Source organism: Streptomyces sp. NPDC033229 (assembly GCF_055576875.1).
In genome coordinates this window covers 14,301-33,141 of the sequence record NZ_JBVIQR010000014.1, presented here as the reverse complement: position 1 = coordinate 33,141, position 18,841 = coordinate 14,301, and the positions used below count along the sequence as shown (strand labels likewise).

15 protein-coding genes and 2 pseudogenes are annotated in these 18,841 nt (G+C 70.8%); 7 read left to right on the top strand and 10 right to left on the bottom strand.

Annotation, left to right across the window (positions count from 1 at the left end; genetic code table 11):
- Positions 1-181: 181 nt before the first annotated feature.
- Together ACZ53N_RS14965 and ACZ53N_RS14960 are read left to right on the top strand one after the other, a co-directional pair.
- Positions 182-1,390, top strand: a complete 1,209-nt coding sequence (locus ACZ53N_RS14965; RefSeq protein ID WP_469141264.1) for a sensor histidine kinase — start codon at positions 182-184, stop codon at positions 1,388-1,390.
- Positions 1,387-2,100, top strand: a complete 714-nt coding sequence (locus tag ACZ53N_RS14960) for a response regulator (RefSeq protein WP_469141263.1) — start codon at positions 1,387-1,389, stop codon at positions 2,098-2,100. The genes ACZ53N_RS14965 and ACZ53N_RS14960 overlap by 4 nt, the downstream gene beginning before the upstream one ends.
- Before the next feature lie 108 nt (positions 2,101-2,208).
- On the opposite strand, the pseudogene ACZ53N_RS14955 reads toward ACZ53N_RS14960, so the two are convergent.
- Both ACZ53N_RS14955 and ACZ53N_RS14950 read right to left on the bottom strand, forming a co-directional pair.
- A pseudogene (locus ACZ53N_RS14955) lies at positions 2,209-2,307 on the bottom strand (PhnA domain-containing protein); the annotation flags it as partial.
- A gap of 174 nt (positions 2,308-2,481) precedes the next feature.
- The gene (locus ACZ53N_RS14950; protein WP_469141262.1) at positions 2,482-3,714 is read right to left on the bottom strand and encodes a hypothetical protein; all 1,233 of its coding nucleotides are present in this window, start codon (positions 3,712-3,714) and stop codon (positions 2,482-2,484) included.
- A 230-nt stretch (positions 3,715-3,944) separates the two neighbouring features.
- On the opposite strand from ACZ53N_RS14950, the gene ACZ53N_RS14945 reads away from it, so the two are divergent.
- Positions 3,945-5,135, top strand: a complete 1,191-nt coding sequence (locus tag ACZ53N_RS14945; protein ID WP_469141261.1) for a NucA/NucB deoxyribonuclease domain-containing protein — start codon at positions 3,945-3,947, stop codon at positions 5,133-5,135.
- A 20-nt stretch (positions 5,136-5,155) separates the two neighbouring features.
- Here the strand turns inward: ACZ53N_RS14945 and ACZ53N_RS14940 are convergent.
- Positions 5,156-5,560, bottom strand: a pseudogene (locus ACZ53N_RS14940) (transposase); the annotation flags it as partial.
- 465 nt (positions 5,561-6,025) lie between these two features.
- Positions 6,026-6,985, bottom strand: a complete 960-nt coding sequence (locus tag ACZ53N_RS14935; protein ID WP_469141260.1) for an SDR family oxidoreductase — start codon at positions 6,983-6,985, stop codon at positions 6,026-6,028.
- A gap of 347 nt (positions 6,986-7,332) precedes the next feature.
- Between ACZ53N_RS14935 and abc-f the strand changes: the two genes are divergently transcribed.
- Positions 7,333-8,991 carry a ribosomal protection-like ABC-F family protein gene (abc-f, locus tag ACZ53N_RS14930; RefSeq protein ID WP_469141259.1) on the top strand — a complete coding sequence of 553 codons (1,659 nt, stop codon included), beginning with the start codon at positions 7,333-7,335 and terminating at the stop codon, positions 8,989-8,991.
- Between the two features lie 326 nt (positions 8,992-9,317).
- Here abc-f and ACZ53N_RS14925 read toward each other — a convergent pair whose 3' ends face one another.
- Positions 9,318-10,247 (bottom strand): LysR family transcriptional regulator, encoded by a 930-nt coding sequence (locus ACZ53N_RS14925; protein ID WP_469141258.1) that lies wholly within the window; start codon positions 10,245-10,247, stop codon positions 9,318-9,320.
- A gap of 89 nt (positions 10,248-10,336) precedes the next feature.
- Between ACZ53N_RS14925 and ACZ53N_RS14920 the strand changes: the two genes are divergently transcribed.
- Together ACZ53N_RS14920 and ACZ53N_RS14915 are read left to right on the top strand one after the other, a co-directional pair.
- Entirely contained in the window at positions 10,337-11,257 is a 921-nt protein-coding gene (locus ACZ53N_RS14920; RefSeq protein ID WP_469141257.1) for a zinc-binding dehydrogenase, read from the top strand.
- Entirely contained in the window at positions 11,254-12,504 is a 1,251-nt protein-coding gene (locus ACZ53N_RS14915) for an alpha/beta hydrolase family protein (RefSeq protein WP_469141256.1), read from the top strand. The genes ACZ53N_RS14920 and ACZ53N_RS14915 overlap by 4 nt, the downstream gene beginning before the upstream one ends.
- Before the next feature lie 68 nt (positions 12,505-12,572).
- Here ACZ53N_RS14915 and ACZ53N_RS14910 read toward each other — a convergent pair whose 3' ends face one another.
- The gene (locus ACZ53N_RS14910; RefSeq protein ID WP_469141358.1) at positions 12,573-12,893 is read right to left on the bottom strand and encodes a hypothetical protein; all 321 of its coding nucleotides are present in this window, start codon (positions 12,891-12,893) and stop codon (positions 12,573-12,575) included.
- 236 nt (positions 12,894-13,129) lie between these two features.
- Complete coding sequence (locus ACZ53N_RS14905; protein WP_469141255.1) at positions 13,130-14,239, bottom strand: FAD-dependent monooxygenase; 1,110 nt, start codon at positions 14,237-14,239, stop codon at positions 13,130-13,132.
- A 165-nt stretch (positions 14,240-14,404) separates the two neighbouring features.
- Between ACZ53N_RS14905 and ACZ53N_RS14900 the strand changes: the two genes are divergently transcribed.
- Entirely contained in the window at positions 14,405-15,418 is a 1,014-nt protein-coding gene (locus ACZ53N_RS14900; protein WP_469141254.1) for a TetR/AcrR family transcriptional regulator C-terminal domain-containing protein, read from the top strand.
- A gap of 128 nt (positions 15,419-15,546) precedes the next feature.
- On the opposite strand, the gene ACZ53N_RS14895 is transcribed toward ACZ53N_RS14900, so the two are convergent.
- From ACZ53N_RS14895 to ACZ53N_RS14885, 3 genes are all read right to left on the bottom strand, one after another.
- Positions 15,547-16,659 (bottom strand): serine hydrolase domain-containing protein, encoded by a 1,113-nt coding sequence (locus tag ACZ53N_RS14895; protein ID WP_469141357.1) that lies wholly within the window; start codon positions 16,657-16,659, stop codon positions 15,547-15,549.
- Positions 16,660-16,895: 236 nt separating this feature from the next.
- On the bottom strand, positions 16,896-17,792 hold the full coding sequence (locus ACZ53N_RS14890) for an alpha/beta hydrolase (protein ID WP_469141253.1): 897 nt from the start codon (positions 17,790-17,792) through the stop codon (positions 16,896-16,898).
- Between the two features lie 217 nt (positions 17,793-18,009).
- Positions 18,010-18,792 (bottom strand): phosphotransferase, encoded by a 783-nt coding sequence (locus tag ACZ53N_RS14885; RefSeq protein ID WP_469141252.1) that lies wholly within the window; start codon positions 18,790-18,792, stop codon positions 18,010-18,012.
- Positions 18,793-18,841: the final 49 nt, after the last annotated feature.

The following is an 18,841-nucleotide window of genomic DNA, read 5'->3' as shown; positions in this document are numbered from 1 at the left end:
GGGATGAGAAAGGGACTGGGAGCGAGGGCCAAGAGGAGCCGCTGACCAGGACCGTGGTCCTGGTTCGGGGATCGGCTCAGGGGCCCGGGGCGGGGCCGGGGGACGGTGCCAGAATGGATCAAGAGATGACAGTCGTGGCGCACCGGCAACAGTCGGCGGGGCGGCTGGGGGGAGGACCACGATGTCGACGACGCGCCCTGTGCCCGGAGCATCCGGGGCGGCCGGGGCACCCAGGGGGCTGCGGGGCGGTGACGCGCTGCCGTGGACACGCAACGACGCCCTGGTCGCGGTCGGGGCAGCGGCTGTGGACCTGATCGGTTTCACACTCACCAGCCAGGTCGAGCGGGGCTCCGTCCCGGCAGCCGGGTGCGTGCTGCTGGTCGTGTCCGCGCTGCCCCTGCTGGCCCGCCGCCGCGCCCCGGTGCTGACGCTCGCGGCCGTCCTGCTGCTCGGCCTGGTGCTGAACCTGAGCGTGCCGGTGGAGCAGCACTTCAACGCCACGGTGGTGGTCGCGCTCTACACGGTCATACGGTCCAAGGGCGCGGCCGTGGCGGCGCCGGCGACGCTCATTGCCGTGACGATGCCACTGGTGGGGCAGACGCCGTGGTCCCAGCCGAGGATCGTCGACCTGGTGGGCAACGGGGCCGCCGGGTTGCTCGTCGTCATCGCCGCGACCGTGATGAACCGCTGGCACAGGGACATCGAGGCCAACCGCCGGCTGCTCGCCGACCGCGCCGTGGCCGACGAACGGCGGCGCATCGCACGGGAGTTGCACGACATCGTGGCCCACCACATCACCACCATGCAGTTGATGGCCGGGGGCGCCCGCGCCAACCTCTCCCGTGACACGGAGGTGGCCAGGGAGGCGCTGGTCACCCTGGAGGGGTCCGGGCGGATGGCACTGCGGGAGATGCGGCAGCTGCTGGACGTGCTGCGGGCCGGGGAGGAGGCGGAGGATGAGCCGACCGCCCCGCAGCCGGGGGTCGGGGACCTGGAGCGGATCGTCGCCGAGTCGTGCCGGGCGGGCTTGTCCACCGCACTCGACGTGCGGGGCGAGGAGCGCCCGTTGCCGTCGAGCGTGGGCCTGACCGTGTTCCGGATCGTCCAGGAGGCGCTGACGAACGCACGCAGGTACGCGGGCGGGTCGCGGGCGTCCGTACGGCTGACGTACGGCCCGGACGAGGTGACGGTGGAGGTGACGGACGACGGCTCGGGGTCGGATGCGGGATTCGGGTCGGGTTCCGGGGCTGGCTCTGGATACGGCCTGATCGGGATGCGGGAACGGGTCCTGCTGCACGGCGGCACGCTGAAGACGGGGCCGTTGGACGAGGGCGGGTTCCTGGTGTCGGCCCGGCTGCCGTTGAAGTCCGATGAGGGGGCGCTGCGATGAGCGAAGTGATGGGGGATGCGATGGGGGACGTGCCGGGCAGGCGGATGATCAGGGTGCTGATCGCGGACGACCAGCCGCTGGTCCGGCGTGGGCTGGCGCTGATCCTCTCGCCCGACCCTGCCTTCGAGGTCGTGGGCGAGGCGGGGGACGGCGCGGAGGCGGTGGCCCTCGCGCACCGGCTACGGCCCGACGTCGTGGTGATGGACATCCGGATGCCGGTACTGGACGGGGTCGCCGCGACCGGTCAACTGGCGCGGGAGCTGCCCGGGTGCCGGGTGCTGGCGCTGAGCACCTTCGACATGGACGAGTACGTGGTGGCCGCGCTGCGCGCGGGTGCCTACGGGTTCCTGCCCAAGGACATCTCGCCGGAAGAACTGGTCGCGGCGGTCCGGGTGGTGCACACCGGGGAGGCCACGGTCGCGCCCCGGCTGCTGACCCGGCTGATCTCCACCTACGTCAGGGCCCCGCACCGCCCGAAGCCACCCGTCGTGAGCACGAGCGAGCTCACACCACGGGAGTTGGAGGTATGGCGGCTGATGGCCACGGGGCTCGACAACGCGGAGATCGCGGGGTCGATGGCCATTAGTGTGTCGACCGTGAAGAACCACATCACCAGTGTCTTCGGGAAACTCGGCGCCCGTGACCGGGCCCAGGCGGTGATCGCCGCGTACGAGACGGGGCTGGTCGAGGTGGGCGACGGCCAGAGGTAGCGGAGGCGGCCCGACTCGTCCGGATACCTACCGGCCGCGACGTGCAGCCTACGGCTTGGGCGCTCGACGGAACGAACGCGCCGCTACGAGCGCCGATGTACCGGGTCGGGCTCTCTTGACCACACTGGACTTGAGCCGCATGGGACCGAACCCGTCGACCTTGCAGTCGATGTCGTGGCCGTCCACACCCGCCACAAGGCGGATGTAGTCGAGTTGAAGCGCGAACCGCCCTGGAAGGGGTTCGCCGCATGCAATAGGGGGTATTCGGCCACGGACACCGGTTCCCGAGGCTGGGCTCGGGGCAGAGACGCGGAAGGCCCCGCACGGAACCGGGCAGGTCGGGGGTTCACGTGCGGGGCCGCGCTCACGGAGTGGGGGCCGTCAGACTCCGGTCAGGGTGTACGTACCCGTACCGTCCTGCCTGCCGCTGGAGAACTGGCGGATCAACTCCCCATCCGCGTACCGGTCGTGACCCAACATGGAGCCTGTGTACTTGTTCTGCACACCGATCTTCGAGCTGCCGGGTACGTCGCGGTAGATGTAGAACCGCTGGAGGTCGTCCTCACCGCAGGTGGCCGTCGTGAGGTAGGCCTGTTCCCGGTTGGCGATGTCCGCCGGGATGGTCGCGCAACCGCCGTTGCCCCAGTTCCACAGGGACGCCTCGAGGACTCCGTTGCGCTCCGTCACGTTGCACAGGCGCCAGTTGTCCAGGTGGGCGCTGGTCCAGTTCGATTCGCGCAGGCGGATGCCGTCGTTGGCCAGCAGCGGTGCGCTCCAGTTCAGGGGCTTGCCGGGGACGTCGATCTTGTAGGCGCCGGGCTGGCAGTTCAGGGCGGCCCGCGTGGCGGGGGCCGGGCTCCCGGTGGCCTTCACGCTCTTCTCAGCCTTGGCGGCTTTCTCGGCTTCGTGCCTGGCCCGGTCGGCCTTCGCTGAGGGGACGGGCCCGGCCGGGTGCTTGGCGGTAGCGGTGGCGGAGCCGCAGTCGAGGAGGTTCTGCGCCTTGCGCATGATGCTGTTGGCGGGGACCGTGTCCTCGCAGCGCACCGCGCCTTCTTCGAGGGTGGTGTAGGTGGTGTAGCTGCCGGTGTCGGCCCCTTCGATCCACTTCAGCGCCCAGCTGCCGTCGTTCTGCTGGACACGGTTGCAGTTGAGGCTGCCGTAGGTGCCGGTGACCTTCTTGGTGCCCTTGTAGAGGCCGTAATAGCCGGGATTGCGGAAGTTCCACGTGACGGACGTCGACGCGCTGCTGGTGGAGGTGTAGTTCACCTGCACGTTCAGGCCCAGGCTCGCGCCGACTTTGCCGAGCGTCTCGACGGCGAAGCCGCCTTCGACGTTGCCGGTGACGCCGACGGACACCGAGATGGTCGTCTGGACGCTGGTGGTGACGGACTGGGTGCCGGTCGAGCCGTTGGTGACGTACCAGCCTTTGAAGTGGGTGATCGTCGGGGTCACTTCGGAGGCCTTGATGTACGGATGCCGTGTCCCGAGGTCGGCCGCCGTGCAGGCGCCGCCGGGCTCGGCCTGCGTGGTGGTCGTGGTGGTGGCGGGTGCGGCGGCGGCCGGTGAGACGGCAAGTCCCACGGTGGCTACGGCGGCCGAGGCGGCACAGGCCATGAGTGTTCTGCTTATGCGACTGACGGGTCTGGTGGGGCGCATCGTTGCCCTTCCCCCTGATTGTCGGTGTCCAGTCAAGGGGTGACCGTAGTGGCCCCGAGGATGGCGGTGTGAGTCCGCAACGGGTCAAAAACGATCGTGGAGGGGCTGGTTCTGGCCCTGTGCGCACGGTGCCGGACCGGTTCGATCCCTAGTGGCCCCGTACACCACCGATCGAGGGGAACCACCCTGTGAAACGCCTCAGACGCCTGCTCGCCACCGTGGCCGCACTCGCCCTCACCGCGACCCTCCTCGCCCTGGGCACCTCACCGGCCGCCGCCGCACCCACCAAGGTCGCCCCCAAGGGCTACGGCGCCTGCAAGGCCACCGCCGCGGGCTGGACTTGTACCAAGGCGGTGCCCATAGCCGCGCCTGCCGCTATGACCGCGCCCGGCGTGTGGGAGGCCTCGGATGGTCCGTGCAAGAACGGCCGTGACTCCGACCGGCACAACTACTGCTGGGGCGAGAAGATCACGATCTGGGGCTTCGACAGCAAAGGCAAGGAGACAGGCCGCGCCGTCGTCGTGGCTTTGAGTTTCGCCCGCCTGAGCTCTTCCAAAGCGGAGTGGACGGAGAACATCGCCGTCAAGGCCACCGAGATGGAGGGTGAGGCGAAGACCGTGTCGATGGAACTGTCCGCCACCTGCAGCGGACTGTGCACCGTGACCTCACCGGCCTGGGGCGGCGCGCCCGTCGAGCTGAAGCTGGGCGACGAGGAGATCGGGCACCTGTCCTTCACGTCCGCTGTCGCCAAGGACACTCATACGCTCATCACCCCCACCTACACATCGTTCGAAAACATCCTCGAGATACCCGGCAGCCCGATCCCGTCGACCTGGAACAACGGCCGCGAGCTGCGCTGTGATGCGGAGGTCGGCGGCTATCCCGGCTGCATCGTGATGGGACACCTGGCCAACGTGACCATCCGCGAATCCGCCTATGGGGCTGCCGCCATCGCCTACGCGTGGGCGCAGAGCAGCCTCAGCGGCAACGACTTCGGTACCCCGACGAGGCCGTTGCAACGCAATGCCGGCGGTGACAAGGAGGCGAACAAGAAGCGCCGGCAGTCGTGCACGGCGGCCCCGCTACCGTTCAAGAAGGACCCCAGTGTCACGGACGACTCCTGTGACGAGTTTCCCTTCGCCAGAGCTGTGCAGGGCGGCACGAACGGCTCCGAGTGCACGGAGATCATTCCCAGGAAGACCGACGGGGTGTGGCGCGTGGAGGTCGTACGGGAAAGCCCCCATGGTAAGAACGCGCCGTGTATCCGGGCCCATGTGCCCCTGAAAGACAACACGGGAGCGGGCGGTGAACTCGGCCGGGCCGTCGTCTCGGACCGCATACTCGAGTTCGAGTCGTACGAAGTGATCCTCGCACCCTAAGGCGGCGGGGCTCTCCCCGGGCGGTGCAAGCGATTGGCCTGCTGATTCCTCGGCTCAGGGATGGTGTGCTTGATCTGTCGGGGCCGCAGGTAGCGGCGGTTGCGCCGAGAGCTGTAGGCACGATCGCCGCTGAGGGGGTCCGGGCGGGTGCGCGGGTGCCCGCCCTTCGGCCGCGGGACGCGGATGCGCTCCAGGACCGGAATCATCTGAGGCGCGTCGCCCCATTGGCCGGGTGTGATCAGTAGGGCCAGGGGCCGCAGGCCGCCCTCACCAACTAAGTGGATCTTTGTGGTCAGGCCGCCGCGGGAGCGGCCAAGACCTTCATCGTCCCGGTGGTGGGCTGGCTGGACTCGTCTGCCCGGCACCGTGGCGGTCGGCACCTGTCGCCCAGAGGGCGCCGTTTCCTGTCCCGCCCGGGTCGCCGTTCCCTACTTCGTCGTTGGCGTGGCCGTTTCCCGCCCGACCACCTCCGTCGCCGGGGCCGCCTTTCCCGCCTTCCCGGCCTGGCCTCCTTTTCCTCCCTCGACCACCGCGGGAGTGCTGCCGTCGGGCAGTGCCAGGGAGCTGGACCCGCCGTCGCCTCCGGCGGTTCCGTCCTTGCCGCCGCGCCCACCGCGGCGAGAGGTGTTCTCCTGGCCTCCGGCACCCTTGTCTCCTCCCTCACCACGGGCGCCGCCGCGTCCTACGGTGATGGTCAGGGTGGTGCCGCCAGCGACCGCTACGGTGCGCACGGTGTGGCCCCCGCCACCTCACCGGCACCGCCCTCCAGGAACACCACACACCCGCCGGGTTGACCCGCGCGCGGCCCCGCACCCGCCTCCGCCTCACACCATGCGGAAACTCCAGCTTCCCGACGGCCCCGGCCGGGGGCAGCGCCAGGCACACTCCCGTCAGCGGAATGAGTCGGTGTTCTCCCGCGCCCAGTCGTCGAAAGTGCGCAGCGGGCGCCCGATGATGTCCTGGACACTCGGGCGCTGGTCGAGTGTCCACTGGATGAGTTCGGCGAAGTGGGCGCCGTACTCCTCAAGTGCGTACAGCGTCACGTCGATCGCACCGTCCGGCCAGCCGAGACGTCGCCAGGTATCGCGGCTCTCGTCCGCCGCCAGATCGACCGTGCCGATGTCGCGGCCGAGAGCGGCGCCGATGCTCCGTATCCGTGACAGTGTGCTCAGCGGCGGGCCCACAGCCTCGACTACCGTCCCGGTGTAATCGTCGCTGATCAGGGCCGCGGCGACGACGGCGGCGAGGTCCTCCTCATGGATGAAGGGGTAGTGGCCCTGGCCGAGGAATGCCTCCCGGACCACCCCGTCGGCGCGTATGGACTCCGGCCAGTCCGACCCTGTCGCCGGGTAGGTGCCCTCGATGGCGGCACCCATCACGGCCGACGGCCGGATGTGCGTCCAGGCGATATCCGAGTGCTCCACCGCCTTCTCGATCGCCAGCCAGAACCAGGATTCCGGCGGATACGCCTCTTCGTACTCCGGCCCGTGTGATGACAGCAGAACGACCTTACGGGCGGAGGCGTTTCGCGCCAAGGCGAGGGCGTCCTGGACCGTCGACGGGTGTGCGCCGGCGAGGAACACGGCCTCGACACCGTCGAAGGCTCGGGCGCACTCCCGTGGCCGGGTGATGGAACCTTCCACGACGTCGACCGCGTCAGGCCAGCCACCGCACTGGTCCGGCTCGGCCATCACTCGCACTTGTCGGCCCATGCCGAGCAGTTGTCGGGCCAGGCACCGGCCGACGATCCCGGTCGGGCTGTTGCCTTCGCCCCTGCGCGGGCTGACGACGGTCAGCAGGCAGATGCCTTCGCGTGCCGGCGTCTTCTCATTCGGCTCGAACCTGTCCACGGCAAGACCTTTCCACGCGTGAGCGGAGATCTTGCACCTGGCCCGGGCACCGGACGGCTGCGGATCGATGCCGGGAGCCTACCGGCATGCTGTTGGCGCCCAACTTCGTTGACGGCAGGCCGAGTAGCGCGCCGGAGGCGTCGTGACACCACACCCGGGATCGGAGACGCGGTGGCTCGGTGGCACGGAGACGCGGAGCAAAGAATTCGAAGCGCACCACTAGAGGCGAGACGGATCGTCTTGCTACAGTGGGCGCATGGCTTTTTTCTACTTTCTCTGAGTCCGGGCACGGCCGATGCCGCCGTTTCTGCTGCCCGTAGACACTTCACATCCCCAGGGAAAGTCACATGCTCGAACGCGCCTGTACCACCGCGCCCGCTGCCGTGGCGCAGTTGTCCGTCAGGGACGTCACCAAGTCCTTCGGCACCCGGGCCGTCCTCGACCAGGTCTCCTTCACCGTCCGCCCGGGCGAGAAGGCCGCGGTCATCGGCGAGAACGGCTCCGGCAAGTCCACCCTGCTGCGGCTGCTCGCCGCGGCCGAGGCGCCGGACGCCGGGGAGATCACCGTCAGCTTCCCCGGCGGCACCGGCCACCTCGCCCAGACCCTTGACCTCGACCCGGACCGCACCGTGCAGGACGCCGTCGACCTCGCCCTCGCCGAACTGCGCGACATGGAGCGCCGGCTGCGTACGGCGGAGGAGCGCCTCGGTGAGGCGTCGGAGGGCGAACTCGTCGCGTACGGGGAGTTGCTGAGCGCGTACGAGGGGCGCGGCGGGTATGACGCGGACGCCCGCGTCGACGCCGCCCTGTACGGGCTCGGGCTCGCCGGGATCACCCGCGGCCGCGAGTTCGGCTCGCTCTCCGGCGGCGAGCAGTCACGGCTCGCGCTCGCCTGCGTGCTGGCCGCCGCTCCCGAGTTGTTGCTCCTCGACGAGCCGACGAACCACCTCGACGCGGGGGCCGTGCGCTGGCTCGAGGAGCACCTGCGCGCGCACCGCGGCACGGTCGTCGCGGTCACCCACGACCGCGGCTTCCTGGAACGCATCGCCACCACGATCCTCGAGGTCGACCGGGATGCGCGCACGGTGCACCGGTACGGCGACGGCTGGGCCGGCTACCGCGCCGCGAAGGCCGCCGCCCGACGCCGCGCGGAGCAGGGACACGCGGAATGGCTTCAGGAGGTGGCCCGTGCCGAAGAACTGCTCGAGGCCGCCGGGAAGCGGCTGGCCGTCACCGGCAAGGACCCGCGGCAGGGCTTCGGTAAGCACCGGCGCTCGCACGAGGCGAAGCTCGGCGGGCAGGTGCGGTCGGTCCGGGAGCGGCTGGCCCATCTGCGGCGCAACCCGGTGGCCGCGCCGCCTGAACCGCTGCGGTTCGCGGCGACGCTGTCGGCGGCAGGCAGCGGCCGCCCGGTCGACCGCCCCGTCGACCCCCCGCTCGCCGAGCTCGACGGCGTAGCGGTCGGCGAGCGGCTGCGCCTGGACGGGCTGCTGGCGATCGCACCCGGGCAGCGGCTGCTGGTCACGGGCGAGAACGGGGCGGGCAAGACAACGCTGCTGCGCGTTCTGGCGGGCGACCTGGAGCCGGACGCGGGCACGGTACGCCGCCCTGCTCGGATCGGGTACCTGGCGCAGGAACTGCCCGTGCGCTCCACGCGGCTTCCGCTGCTCGGCGCCTTCGCGGCCGGGCGGCCCGGGCTGCCGGAGGAGCATGCCGAACAGTTGCTGGCGCTGGGCCTGTTCCGTGAGGAGGACCTGCACGTGCCGGTCGCGGCGCTGTCCGCGGGGCAGCAGCGGCGGTTGCAGATCGCGAGCCTGGTGACCCGTCCCGCGGACCTTCTCGTGCTCGACGAGCCGACGAACCACGTCGCGCTCGACCTGGTCGAGGACCTGGAGGCGGCACTCGCGGCATACCCGGGAGCGGTGGTCGCGGTCTCGCACGACCGCGGCTTCCGTGAGCGGTTCCCGGGCGAGCGGCTGGAGCTGCGCGACGGCCGGAGGCGCTGACCTGCCGCCCTGGCCCGGGCCGCCCACCAGATCCGACGGACCGCCGACCGGCCCCACGTCCTGACGTGGGCCGAGTCCTCGCGGTGGGCGAGGCGTTCAGCCGCGTCGCCCACCGCGAGGTGGGCACGAAACCGTGTCGCACTGGGCGACCGGAACAAGGTCAGCGCCTGCGGGCCGTGCCGAGCCGGGGCACGGTCCGGGCACGCGCCCTCGCCGTCATCACCCTGGACGACCGCAGGCCGCGTGCGCAACCGCCGTTCCGCCCACCACTGCCTGGCACGACACACCACCGAACAGAACACCGCCCCCGGCGGCGCCCATGCCGTTCACCCCCGCGCCAGGGGCGGTTCGGGAAGCCAGTCGTGAGCCGGGTCGTACTCCAGCCATCGACTGCGTCCCGCTTCCGCGGCGCAGGCGGCGGTCAGATCGTTCAGCCCCGGGTGCACGTTGCCGGCCCGCCACAACAGCGACCAGGCGTACAGCGGTGTGGGATCGACCAGCGGGACGGAGCGCAACCCCGCAATCTCCGGCAGGGGTACGTCGGCGGGCAGCAGCGAGAAGCGTCGCGGGTCGCCGGCCACCGCGGCGAGGAAGTGGGCGAGCCCCAGGTTGACACTCGCGGCCCTGTCCCGGATGTCGAATCGTTCGGCGAACTGGTGGAGGAAGTCGAGCCGGTCCAGCGCACCGGGTGCCCACAGCACGCTGTCGCGCAGTTGGTCCGGGCGCAGCGCCGGTTCGGCCGCGAGCGGATGGTCCGCACTCAGTACGACGTCCACCGGCTCAAGGCGGACGAGGCGGTGTGTCAGCCCCGTGTGCAGCGGGGGGTGCACCCGGCCGAAGGCCGCGTCGATGTCTCCGTGCAGCAGCGCCGCCGTCACCGACGGGAGATCGCGCCCGTGACCCAGCACCAAATCCCCCGTCTGCCCCTCCACTTGGGCCAGCGTTCGCATCGGCGCGTAGAGGTGCCCCCACACGTCCACGCGCAGCGGACGGTCCTTTCCGACCGCCTCTGCCACCGCGGCGTCGGCGGTGGCCAGGGTCTGCCGGGCCGGTGGGAGAAAACGCTGTCCGGCCGCGGTGAGGCTCACCCCGCTGCCATCGCGCTGGAACAGCTCGGTGCCGAGCAGGGATTCCAGCCGCGCGATCCTCTTGGACAGCGCCTGTTGAGAGATGGCGAGAGTCCCGGCCGCCCGCCCGAAGTGCAGTTCCTCGGCGGCGCGCACAAAGGCACGTACCTGTGCCAGGTCGAGATCCATGGCTCTCACCATAGGTGACAACCAAAAGTTGTCAGCCTTGCTTGTTCGTTGTTGGATCGCGGGGCGGGTGCGGGGGTTGCATCCTCGGCATGCGAAGACTGATTCCCACGGGTGACACGGCGCGGCCGGTCGCGTTCGCCGAGGTCGCCCAGCCCACGCCGGAGCCCGGTGAGGCTTTGATCAAGGTCGAGGCGTTCGCGCCGAACAGGGGCGAGACGTTCCTCCTCGAACACCCCCGGCCGGGGCTGCTGCCCGGCAAGGACATCGCAGGGCTCGTCGTGCAGGCCGCGGCCGACGGCTCGGGCCCCGGCATCGGTACCCGCGTGGTGGGTCATCCGGCGCAGGGAGGGTGGGCCGAATACGCCGCCGTGCCCACGCACTCGCTCGCGGTGCTCGCGGACGGCATCGACAGCGTACGGGCGGCGGCCCTGCCCCTGGCCGGGATCACCGCCCTGCGGTTGCTGCGTACGGCCGGTTCCCTGGCCGGCCGACGGGTGCTGCTGACCGGCGCCTCGGGTGGCGTCGGCCACTACGTCACCGAACTGGCCGTAGGGGCCGGGGCCGAGCTGACCGCGGTGACGGCCACGCCGGTGCGCGGCGAGCGGCTCGCGGAGCTGGGCGCGCAGGTGGTGCACGATGTCGCGGCGGCCCAGGGGCCGTTCGACGTGGTGCTGGAGTCCACGGGCGGACGGAGCCTGCCGATCGCCCTCTCCAAGGTGCGCCCGGGTGGCCTGTTGCTGTGGTTCGGGCAGGCGAGCCGCAGTCCGGTGACCCTCGACTTCTTCGAGCTCCTGGGCGGGCCCGCGGGTGTCACGATCCAGCACTTCCACTACGCCGGCGCCCCCTACGGCCCCGATCTCGCGGCCTTGGTGCGCCTTGTGGAACGGGGCGGGCTCCACCCGGAGATCGGCCGGATCGCCGACTGGGCGGACACCGCCGACACCCTGGTCGACCTGCGGGAGCGGCGGATACGCGGCAAGGCTGTTCTGCTGACGGGAGAGGGACGTTGAGCGCCACCGAATTCGCCGCGGCCCAGTGGACACGCGCCACCGGCGCGGGCGTCGACCCGCATGAATACCGTCGCGTCACCGAAGACCTCACCTCCGTCGCCGACTGGGGGCCGTCCTTCCTGCGCACCGGGCACTCCTACCTCCAGCGCGCGGACAACGCGGGATCGTCCGTCTCCGCGGGTGAGTACCTGCTGATGGCGGCCCGGTGGTTCCACCTGGCCACACTGGCGCCGTACGCGGAGGCCGGCCGTGCCGCCGCCGAGGCGGACGACGCCCTGGGCAGGGCGGTCACGGTGCTGGAGCCCGGCGCCCGGCGTGTGAGCGGCGAGGGATTCACCGGCTGGCTTCGCGGGCCCTCCGACGCGCCCGGCACCGTCGTCGTCGTTCCCGGCCTGGACTCGGCCAAGGAAGAGTTCCTCGACCTGGTCTCCGCGCTGCTGGCCAGAGGGCTGGCCGTGTTCGCGATGGACGGCCCGGGGCAGGGCGTGCTCGCGGCCACGACGGTCCTCCGACCGGACTACGAGCAGATCGTGGGACGAGTCGTCGACGCCCTCGGCGTACCACGCATCGGGCTCGTCGGCCTCAGTCTGGGCGGCTACTTCGCGACCCGGACAGCGGCGCTGGAGACGCGGGTGGCGGCGGTCGCCACCGTCAGCGGTCCCTTCCGTCTCGACTGGGACGAGCTTCCTCCGCCGGTACGCGACATCATGGCCCGACGCACTGGTGGGTACGATGCCGCCCGCGCGTTCGCCGCCCATGTGGACCTCGCCTCCCTGGCCCCCCGCATCGCGGCCCCGCTGCTGGTCGTCGACGGAGGCCAGGACGCCATCCCCGGCGTGACGAACGGCGAGCCCCTGGCCCGTCTGGCACCACACGGCAGCTATCTGTCCGTCCCGCACGGCGACCACCTCCTCGGCAGCGCACGGGCCGATTGGCTGGCTCACCTCAGCGACCACATCAGCCACGCACTGGCGGGAGTATCGGGGTCCGAGCCCGTCACGGCCACCTGGACCGCGGGACTCGCCCCGCGCGGAATCCGCGTCAACTCCGTCAGCCCCGGCTGCATCGACACCCCGATGTATCCCGCTGCCGGGTTGACCAAGGCAGAGGTGGAGGCGGGGACCAGCCAGATCGCCGCCGGACGCTTCGGGCTCCCGGAGGAGGTCGCGGCGGCCTGCTGGGAGCCGTGCTCGCCTGACGCGGGCGCTACACGCGGCAAACGCAGCATCGGGGCCCGGGGGGCATGACGGGGGGCCGCGATCCGGTTCCGGGCCCTGCTGCTCCGTCTGTCCGGGAGGCGACGTGGTGCTGTGACCTATGCGGTGCCGGGCTCGTCAAGGAACCGAAGCAGCACGGCGGCCTCCGCGCGGAGGCGCGCGGCTCGGTCAGCATGCGCGAGCGCGGTCAACTGCGTTGCGGCGTCCAGCCGTTCGGCGACCTCGGCGCGCACAACATCGACCATGTCGCGCGCGCTCAGCTCACGCCGTGGTGCTTCGGTGGCGCCGGCACCCACCGGCGCATGCTCGAGGGCCACGCCGCGGAGCCCGGCTTCGTCCACGGGCACCGCCTCAGCGTTGTCCAGCGCGGCAAGTGTCGCGCGCAGCGCACTCACCGCGGCCTTGTCACGGGCGCGCATCGCTTCCGGCAGTGCTTGACGCATACGAAGACGTACAGACATACCGTTGACCCTATGGCCGTACCCCTGGACCCACAACGCGATAGAGGCGCGACGTCAGGTTTCCCGCCAACTGCTGTGCTGGGACCCGACAAGAACGTGATCCGGCCTGCCTGCCGAGGACGACCGACGGGTCTACCGGTACCAGGCAGGCGCCCCGGGCCGAGGCCGGGCGCGGTTCCCTTCGGGGCCGGGGATCAGCGCTCCAGTGAGAGTGCGTTCTTGGCGCGCGCGACGGATTCCTCCGAGGCGGGTCCGCCGGGATTCTCCGTGGCCAGGGCTTGGTTGAGGGTGACGAAGGGGCGCATGCGCTGCTCGTAGCGGGCGTACGCGGTGCGGTGGTCGCCGGTGGCCTGGGCAAGGCAGTCGGCCAGCACGTAGGCACCGACGAGGGCCAGGCTGGTGCCCTGCCCCGAGAGGGGGGAAGGGCAGTAGCCGGCGTCTCCGAGCAGGGTCACCCGGCCTCGCGACCACTGGTCCATGCGTATCCGGGCCATGGCGTCGCAGTAGAAGTCGGGCGCGGTTCCGGCGGCCTCGGCCAGGCGGGCCCCTTCCCACCGCATCGAGGCGAGCTTGTCCACGACGAGCCGCCGCAGGGCGCCGCCGTCGCGGAGGTCGTGGGCGAGGGGGGCGGACTCGAAGCCGAAGGCGACCCTGAGTTCGGTGTTGCCGCGTACGGGCATGATGCCGAAGCCCGTGTCGCCGTCCCGCAGCCACATCTGCCAGTCGTCCAGTCCGAGGAAGTTGTCCGCGCTGAACACAGAGAGGTAACTGCCCAGGTGGTGGGCGTAACGCTCCTCGGGGCCGAAGGTCAGGCGCCGTACGGTGGAGTGGAGGCCGTCGGCCCCGACCACGAGGTCGAAGACGCGGGACGGTCCGTGCGCGAAGTCGACGCGCACGCCGCTCTCGCCCTCGTCGAGCGCGGTGATGCTGTCGCCGAAGAGGTACTCGACGCCTGCGCGCGTGTGTTCGTACACCATCCGTACCAGGTCCTCGCGCAGCACCTCGATGTCTTCGCTGTCGAGCCGGCCGCTGCTGAAGGTCGCCTCGGTGGAACGGTCGACCTCGTGGCCTTCGGGGTCGAGGATCGACATACCGCGCATCCGGGTGCGGACGCTCCTTGCCTGTTCCAGCAGGCCCATCCGCTCGACGACGTCGAGCGCGACGCCTCGGATGTCCACGGCCTGGCCGCCGGGGCGTTGCCCCGGGGCGCGTTCGACGACGGTGGGCGCGAAGCCGTGACGGCGCATCCAGTAGGCGAGGACAGGACCGGCGATGCCGCCACCGGAGATGAGTACGGTCTGCATGACAAGCTCCTCAATTCTATGTACGGGGTACGCACGCTGAACGTACGCCGTACGCGCAGCCTCCTCAACTGGCCCAAAAGGCCTTCTGTACTAGGACAGGCGCCTCCCGTTCGACGTTGTCGCTGCTACCCTCTGCACTAGTACAGGACAGGAAGGCGGCAGGACGTGACGAGGGCCACAGGCGCAACCGGTGAGCCGCCCTATCTGCGCATCGTCACCGAGATCCGGCGGCGCGTCGCGGACGGTGAACTCGCCCCCGGGGACCGGGTCCCCTCCACCCGGCAGATCGCCGGGGAATGGGGCGTCGCGCTCGCCACGGCCACCAAGGCCCTGACCACCCTGCGCCTGGAGGGACTTGTCGAGGCCCGCCCCCGAATCGGCACGGTCGTCGCCGGGCCCGCCCCCGCCGCGCCGGCCCGCAGGCGCCCCTCACCCGCCCCTGACCCCGAGCAGGAGCTGAGCCTCGACCGGATCGTCCGTACCGCCACCGAGATCGCCGACGCCGAAGGACTCTCGGCGCTCTCCATGCGCGGCGTCGCGGCCCGGCTCGGTGTCGCGGCGATGTCGACCTACCGGTACGTCCCGAGCAAGGAAGACCTCGTCCTGCACATGGCCGATGCCGCGTTCGGCGCGGAGCCCTACCCCGCCGACGCCCCCGAGGATTGGCGTACCCGCATCGAGCTGGGCGCACGGACCCTGTGGAGCCTGTACCGGAAGCACCCGTGGTTGGCCCAGCTCGGCTCTCTCACGCGCCCGTTGCTCGTCCCCAATCTGATGGTCCACGGCGAGTGGATGCTGGGCGCCCTCGACGGACACGGCCTCGACCCCACCACGCTGTTCGACATCCACGTCCTGCTCTACAGCCATGTCCAGGGCCTGGCGGTGCACTTGGAGATGGAAGCGCACGCCGAAGCCTCCACGGGACAGTCGGAAGACCAGTGGATGGACAGCCGCGCCCCCGCCCTCCAGGGATTGGTGGAATCCGGCCGCTTCCCGACCTTCGCCAAGGTCGTCGGATCCCTCACCGCGGGCTATGACGTGAATCTCGACGCGCTCTTCGAATTCGGCCTCAAGGCACTTCTCGACGGCCTGACTGCCGTCATCGAAGGACAGGAAGTGCCCGGGGCGGCCGCACCGGGCTGCTCCGGCGATGCCCATGCCAGCCCGGCGCGGCCCTGACCAGCGCGTATTCGACACGCTGTCTCGCAGGGAGTCCGGGAGCCGCCACACCGCGGCGACGTTGCCGTCGTCCCGTCCAACGCCCTCGGTCAGCGAGCGTGCGGTGCTCCGACTACGGAGCGGACCCTTCAGGCGTGCGAGGCATTCTCGGCCTGGGCGGCGTTGCCGCACATCGCTTGCCGGTACAGCGTCGACAGCGCGGAGTCGATGGGGTGGGGCTGTGGCTTCCCCGAGGAGTCCGGCTTGTTCCACCTCTGGAGGTTGACCGCGACGGACATCTGACGCTTGCCGTCGGCCCGGGTCAGAGAGATCGTTCCGGCCCCCCAGACCGTGCCGTCGTGGCCCCAGAAGGTGCCGCAGCCCGGCCTTGTGACCTTGTGCAGGCCGAGGCCGTACTCGATCGTCGATCCGTCCAGGGCGATGACCGGGATCGTGCGCTGCATCTGCGCCAGTGACAACCGGTTGACGATCTTGCCGTCGAGCAACTTGCCATAGAAACGGTTGAGATCCTCCATGGTCGATACCAGAGCGGCCCCCGTCCCCGTCCAGGACATGTTGTAGACGCTGTAGTCGCGCGGCGGGTCGCTCACGCCCCACAGCGCCTCGTACATCCGCGAGTGCGGTCCCTCGATACGCGGCCCGGCCGGAAACTCGGTGTGCCGGAGCCCGGCACGCTCGATGACGTTCCGGGTGATGTACTCCTCGGCCGGGGTACCGGTCACCTGCTCCAGGAGTTGGCCGAGGAGCAGGTAGTTGGTGTTGGAGTACACCCCGGTGGGGCCTCCGGGCTCACCGGTGGGAGGCGCCGCGAGCCCCAGCTCGATCAGCTCGGCCGGGCGGAATTGCCTGAACCGGTTGTCGTCCAGGCTCTTGGTCGAGACGTCCGGCAGAGAAGGGAACGCCTGGAGGGAGGGGAACGCGTAGGGCGTGTAATCGGGGAGGCCGCTGGTGTGGTTGAGCAGCATCCGGACCGTAATCTTCCTGCCGCGCTCCCCCGGCACCAGATGCGGCAGATAGTCGCCGATCGGGGCGTCGAGCCGGATCCGGCCCTGCTCGACCTGCTGCATGACGGCGGCGGCGGTGAAGGTCTTGGTGACGCTGCCGACGCGCTGCCGCATGTCGGGCCTGACGGGACGGCCGGTCCTGACATCGGCGACCCCGGAAGCGCCGCGCCATGTCCGGCCGGCATCGCGCACCTCGCCGTACACGCCCGGCACCCCCGCGCGGTGGACACCGTCCATGGCGGACTTCAGCTCTGCGGGATCGAGACCGCCGCCCGCCGGGACGGCCCGTGTCTCGTGGGGCGCGGGAGCTGCCGTGGCCGTGCCCGCACAAGCAACCAGCGCCGCCACGCTTGCACATATCATCAGTCGGTTCTTCAAGACATCCGCCTTTTCATGGTCAATTGATGATTGATCAGTCCGAGGGCACGGGGGCGCGCTCTCCCTGTGTCTGCCCTTCGACATTCACGCGCGATCTAGGCCAGCGCGCGGCGCAGGGCCGCGGCGAGGTCGGCGATCTGACGCTGCGAGACCTCGGCGGACTGGATCGCCTGTGACCCGTGGAAGGTGCCGGGCCACTGGTGCAGCTCGACCGACACGCCTGCCTGCAGCAGGCGCAGCGCGTAGGCGATGTCCTCGTCGCGGTTCGGGCAGAGCTCCGCGGTGGCGATGTAGGCCGGTGGCAGGCCGGTCAGGTCGGCGGCCCGCGCGGGGGCGGCGTACGGCGTGGCGGGCTGGGAGCCCAGACAGTGCCGCCACGATGCGGCGATCTTGTCGCGGTTCATCCAGGGCGTATCGGTGAAGTGCTGCCGTGACCACGTCTGTTCCCGGTCGTCGAGGCCGGGCTCGTTGAGCAGCTGGAAGCGGATCCGCGGCCCCTGCTGATCCCGCGCCCGCAACGCCACCGCGGCCGCGATCCCCGCGCCGGCGCTGTGGCCGCCGACCGCGATCCGCTCCGGGTCGATGCCGAGCTCGGCGGCGTGCTCGGCCGTCCAGGTCAGTACGGCGTAGGCGTCGTTCAGGGCGGCCGGGTACCGGTGCTCGGGCGCGAGGCGGTAGTTGACCGAGATCACCACCGCCCCGGAGAGGTCCGCGGTCCGGGCGGCCCACGGGTGCTCGGTATCCAGGTCGCCGAAGACTCCGCCGCCGCCGTGCAGCCAGATGATGGCGCCCTGCGCCGCCTGGTGCGGGCGGTAGATCCGCACCGCCACGTCCGGATCGGCGGGCACTGCACGGTCCTCGACCTCCATGTTCGAGGTATCCGGTGCCGGCGTCGCGGCAGCACGCTCGGCGAAGTGCTTGCGGGTGGTGACCGGGTCGTTCATGTCGAGGTCCGGTAGGAACGGGACGAATGCTTCGAGTTCGGGATCCATGACGACCATCCTCATGGTCGCCGCCCACGGGGGTCACCCGCCATCCGTCGCACATCCCGCCCTGATCGCGCACCGCTCGGCGCGCCCCGGCCCTTGCCGGTGGCCGGGCATCGTCAGCGGGTGGCGGTGCTGTCCGCCTGTTGCGGGTCACCGCGGTCGGCACGTCGGCGGATTTCTCGCCATCGGCCGGCCGTTCCGGCGGCCCGCCCAGGTCGTGTCAGGCGCGGCCGAGGAGTTCCTCGCGGCGGGCCAGCGCCCACGCGCGCTCCTCCTCGATGTCCGGGATGAAGTCCTGCCGCAGGAACTCCGCCCAGGGGTCCGCACCGAGCGGCCCCAGGCGCGCGATCCGCTCGGTCTCGGTGCGCTGCAACCGTGCCAGCGCGTCCAGCACGTCGGCGGGGTCCGCGCCGTAGGCATCGCACAGCAGCCGCAGCCGTCGCGCCAACGGCGCTCCGGCCTCGCCGTAGCCGACCTTGCGCTGACGGTCGGGAAGCCGTATCGGCACGTTGTACCAGGCCAGTTGGGCGAGGTCGTCCAACGCCTCGCCGGGGATGGCCAGGTCCCAGTCGATGACGCCCACCAGGCGGTCGTCCGCCCAGACCGAGTTCCAGCTCGTGAGGTCGCCGTGACGCATGATCAGCCCGGGACGCCAGCGGGTGTCAGGGTCGCACCAGACGGCTTGCGACGAGGGCCGGAAGTCGCGTACGGCCTGGTGGTAGTCACGCAGCCACCGCCCGAGCGCGGTGATGCCCTCGTCCGCGAGGAGCGCCCGGGGCCACGGGTACAGTCCCACTTCGCCGTGCAGCAGCGACACCACTTCGTGGCCGTCCACGGGGCCGTCACCCAGGGCGCGTGGCGCGCCGGCGAATCCCGCCTGTTCCAGGTGGCGCAGCAGTTCCCGCACCGCGGGGGTCCACGCACGCCAGGGTCTGAGAATGGTCTCGCCCGCACGGCGCACCGTCGACAGGCCGCCGCGCATCGATTCACCGTCCTGGATCATGGCGGAATCCTAGTGAGCACGGTGCCCGGCGCGGGCGGCTGGTCAAAGT

Coding starts and splice junctions, on each gene's coding strand:
- ACZ53N_RS14965 (WP_469141264.1), top strand. CDS start 182: ATGTCGACGACGCGCCCTGTGCCCGGAGCATCCGGGGCGGCCGGGGCA.
- ACZ53N_RS14960 (WP_469141263.1), top strand. CDS start 1,387: ATGAGCGAAGTGATGGGGGATGCGATGGGGGACGTGCCGGGCAGGCGG.
- ACZ53N_RS14950 (WP_469141262.1), bottom strand. CDS start 3,714: ATGGCCTGTGCCGCCTCGGCCGCCGTAGCCACCGTGGGACTTGCCGTC.
- abc-f (WP_469141259.1), top strand. CDS start 7,333: ATGCTCGAACGCGCCTGTACCACCGCGCCCGCTGCCGTGGCGCAGTTG.
- ACZ53N_RS14925 (WP_469141258.1), bottom strand. CDS start 10,247: ATGGATCTCGACCTGGCACAGGTACGTGCCTTTGTGCGCGCCGCCGAG.
- ACZ53N_RS14920 (WP_469141257.1), top strand. CDS start 10,337: ATGCGAAGACTGATTCCCACGGGTGACACGGCGCGGCCGGTCGCGTTC.
- ACZ53N_RS14910 (WP_469141358.1), bottom strand. CDS start 12,893: ATGCGCGCCCGTGACAAGGCCGCGGTGAGTGCGCTGCGCGCGACACTT.
- ACZ53N_RS14905 (WP_469141255.1), bottom strand. CDS start 14,239: ATGCAGACCGTACTCATCTCCGGTGGCGGCATCGCCGGTCCTGTCCTC.
- ACZ53N_RS14895 (WP_469141357.1), bottom strand. CDS start 16,659: ATGGACGGTGTCCACCGCGCGGGGGTGCCGGGCGTGTACGGCGAGGTG.
- ACZ53N_RS14890 (WP_469141253.1), bottom strand. CDS start 17,792: ATGGATCCCGAACTCGAAGCATTCGTCCCGTTCCTACCGGACCTCGAC.
- ACZ53N_RS14885 (WP_469141252.1), bottom strand. CDS start 18,792: ATGATCCAGGACGGTGAATCGATGCGCGGCGGCCTGTCGACGGTGCGC.